This window comes from Pseudomonas sp. RA_105y_Pfl2_P56, from assembly GCF_963970845.1.
Taxonomy (GTDB): Bacteria; Pseudomonadota; Gammaproteobacteria; order Pseudomonadales; family Pseudomonadaceae; genus Aquipseudomonas; species Aquipseudomonas baetica_A.
In genome coordinates this window covers 1-3,141 of record NZ_CAXAPL010000086.1, presented here as the reverse complement: position 1 = coordinate 3,141, position 3,141 = coordinate 1, and the positions used below count along the sequence as shown (strand labels likewise).

The window sequence follows — 3,141 nt, the reverse complement described above, 5'->3', positions numbered from 1 at the left end:
TATCGGCGCTTGGGTGAAAGGAGGAGGGTGAAATCTCCCACGGTCTGTACTGCGCTAACAGTCAGAATCGAGCCTTGTCCCTCCTCCTCCCTTCAAGTCCTACCATACAAGCGAGCCTGCTCGCGAAAGCTGACTACAAAGCAACACATCTTCTTGCCACATACCCCCTCATCAACCGTGCTGGCGGGCCGCATCACCCCATCGCTCAACCCGACCATTCGTCAGAAACCCATCGACACCTGTCAGATCTGACAGGTGTGTAATTCGCAAATAAGCGCTCTGATTGCACCTGACCTTTCCACCGCTCAGGGACCGCCTTCATGACCACCACCCAGACACCCGATAACACCGTGTTAGCGCTCTACCCACCTCGCGCACCTGAAGCGACCACGCCGGTGGTTGGCGCGAATTATGGCGTCCCCAAACACGTATATGACCTCAAACCCATGGGTCTGAGCATCGCCGTCGATCCTCCGCTAGCCGGTACGGTGCAAGCAGGCGACGTGATCCGGCTGATGCTGAACAACGCCAGCACCGAAGCCACAAAAACCATCCAGCCTGGCGAGGAAAATGCTGTTCATACCCTCTACCTGCCCAAAGGTTTGTTGCTGCCAAATCAACTCAACACACTCGTTTACACCATCACCCGTGACAGCCAGAACATTGGCACCTCAACGCCGGAGCTGACGCTGCTGTACAACGACATCCGCCCCGGCAAAGAAGATCTCACGCCCGGTGACGGCGCTCATTCCAGGCTGCAACTGATCCTGCCGCAGGATGTAATCGACGACGGCATTGATGCCGAGCGCGCCAAACAAGGCGTGCAGGTTTGCTTTGCTTATCCCTACTGCCGGGCTTACGACGTGATCCGATTGAACTGCAACGGCCAGGATGTCCTGCGAACCGTTACGGCCACTGAAGCTCCAGCCACCCCTTCAGACGAGACGACGACAATTTGCGTAATGGTCGGGGAAGATGTATTCCAGCGAGCCGGAGACAGTCCGAAGTTCATCTTTTCCTACACCGTCACCGATCAGCTAGGCAACGGGCCGGATACCGACTCGCCTTACTCGGGCGCAGTAGAGGTCGATGTGCACCTGACGGAAACCCGATTGGTCGCCCCCGATCTGGCCGAAAACCCGGACGACCCGAACGATGATCCGAGCACCATCGATCTGGCGAAGCTCGGCAGCAAGGATCTCACTGTACTGGTGCATGCATTCGCCACGCAGTGGCAGCCCAACGACAAAATCCGTGTGATCTACACCGCCAGCAAACTCGACAGCCTCGTGGCGTCGCACACCGTCGAGGCCGACGTCGGGCGCATTCCATTCGTCTACAAACTGATGGTGCCCAATGCCAAGGTGATCGCCGGCAGCGAGGTGCGCGCAAAATATGAACAGGTTCGCGGCGGACAGGTCATTGCGAGATCCGACACCACCAAGGCCGGTGTTACCGGCGAGAGCACCGTTGAATTGCCACCGCCATTTTTGGTGAACGCCGTGGAACCAATCGATGTGTTGGCGTACCCGAATGGGGTGACCTTACGCATCGAATACCTTGAGGCATTGCCCGGTGATCGCGGACGTCCGGTAGAGGTCAATCCGCCAGCGGGCTCGCCGCAGTTTCCTTTGGTGGAGTTCAACAGCAATAAACGGGTGAATACGGTGTTGAGCCAAGCATTTCTGGCGGCGCGGCATGGGCAGGATGTTGAGTTTCGCTGGAATTTGAATCGCAATGGCGGACAGGCTGGGAAATCAGATTCGGTCAGGATCAGCGTGCAAAAGATCGCGGATGAAGACCCACGTTTTCCGACGCCGAATATTGCAGGCAACACCGGTTCAGAGCTAGATGTATCGATACTCAAAGAAACGGATGTGTTGACCCTGGCATCATGGATTGGGCAAAAACCAAAACAATTGGTCTGGTTGAAGTGCACTGGAACAAATGCTCAAGGACAACTGACGGAAACGGATGTTTTCACTGGAGATCCGAACCCCAACGACACAGGCCTCGAAGTAATCATCCCGAAAGAATGGCTCGACACACTTAAAGATGGAACAGATTTGTTGATCGACTTCAAAGCAGGTATTTCCGAATCCAACCTCCCCACGAAATTTCCTGAACGTACATATAGAGTCAAGAATGACACGCCATTATTTGAAAACTTTGACCAGCTTGAGATACAACCATTAGGCTCAGTATCTACACGGACAATGACGATTACAGGAATGAGGGGGGCCCCCACCATCGGCCATGTGACTAGCTATTCTCCCCCTCTCCCCAGCGTATTCAGTGGGAGAGCCATATTCACTGCCAACGATCACTCAATTATCCGATTAGATCTGAAAAAGACCTATGTTAAAGTTTCGTTTTGGGCCGGAGCGGTTGACTTCTACGGCGCAGCCAGGGCATATGACAAAGAAGGAATTTTGCTTCAGACACTAACAATTTCCCCTCCGCGGGATGCAAGACAATACACTTTTATTAGCAAAGGAATAAAAAGAATCGAGATTGACAACTTAGCATCGAAAGACAGCTTCTTAATCGATCACTTCGAATTTTTGCCTTAGAAGCGCTGATGAAAATCACACCGCTCAAACCTTAAAAAGATCGCATTTCGCGATCTTTTTTAAAGGTTAAAGGGAGGTTAAAGGGAGGTTAAAGGGGACAGACCCTGAGGGATCCCCAGATCTTCGCCCGACTTTTTGCCTCTTAAACTGAAGTGTTTAAAAGATACCTCCAGACACGCCTTCCAGACTACAAATCCTTGCGCCTTTACCTAAAGCAAAGCCAGAATCCGCCGGTTTGTGCACCTTGGGGTCGGATTCTATTGTGGTCCGGTCGCTGACGAATCATCGATCGGGTCTCGCAGCCCGTCGATCTCTGGACGCACAACATCCGCTTTGCTTATGGCGGCTGTACGTGGGAGACCTTCGGGTCTGCCGGTTCTAGAGTCCCGGTCTGCGACCCGCGTATAGCTGCCACCCTCATTCGTCTCGCAGCGAACGTTGGCGGGAGTGTCAGATTTTTTGTGTGCGGGCCGGTAACGGCCTGCCGTAAGGCAAGCCCTTCTTTCACCAGTTCAACCTGGTAAATCGATCTCCATAAAGAATCGCAAACTGATTCATTGCTGTCTTC

1 protein-coding gene is annotated in these 3,141 nt (G+C 53.4%); it reads left to right on the top strand.

All coding sequences use genetic code 11. From position 1 onward, the window contains the following. The first annotated feature begins 320 nt into the window (after window positions 1-320). Window positions 321-2,573 (top strand): hypothetical protein, encoded by a 2,253-nt coding sequence (locus AACY11_RS28075; protein ID WP_339496306.1) that lies wholly within the window; start codon window positions 321-323, stop codon window positions 2,571-2,573. Window positions 2,574-3,141: the final 568 nt, after the last annotated feature.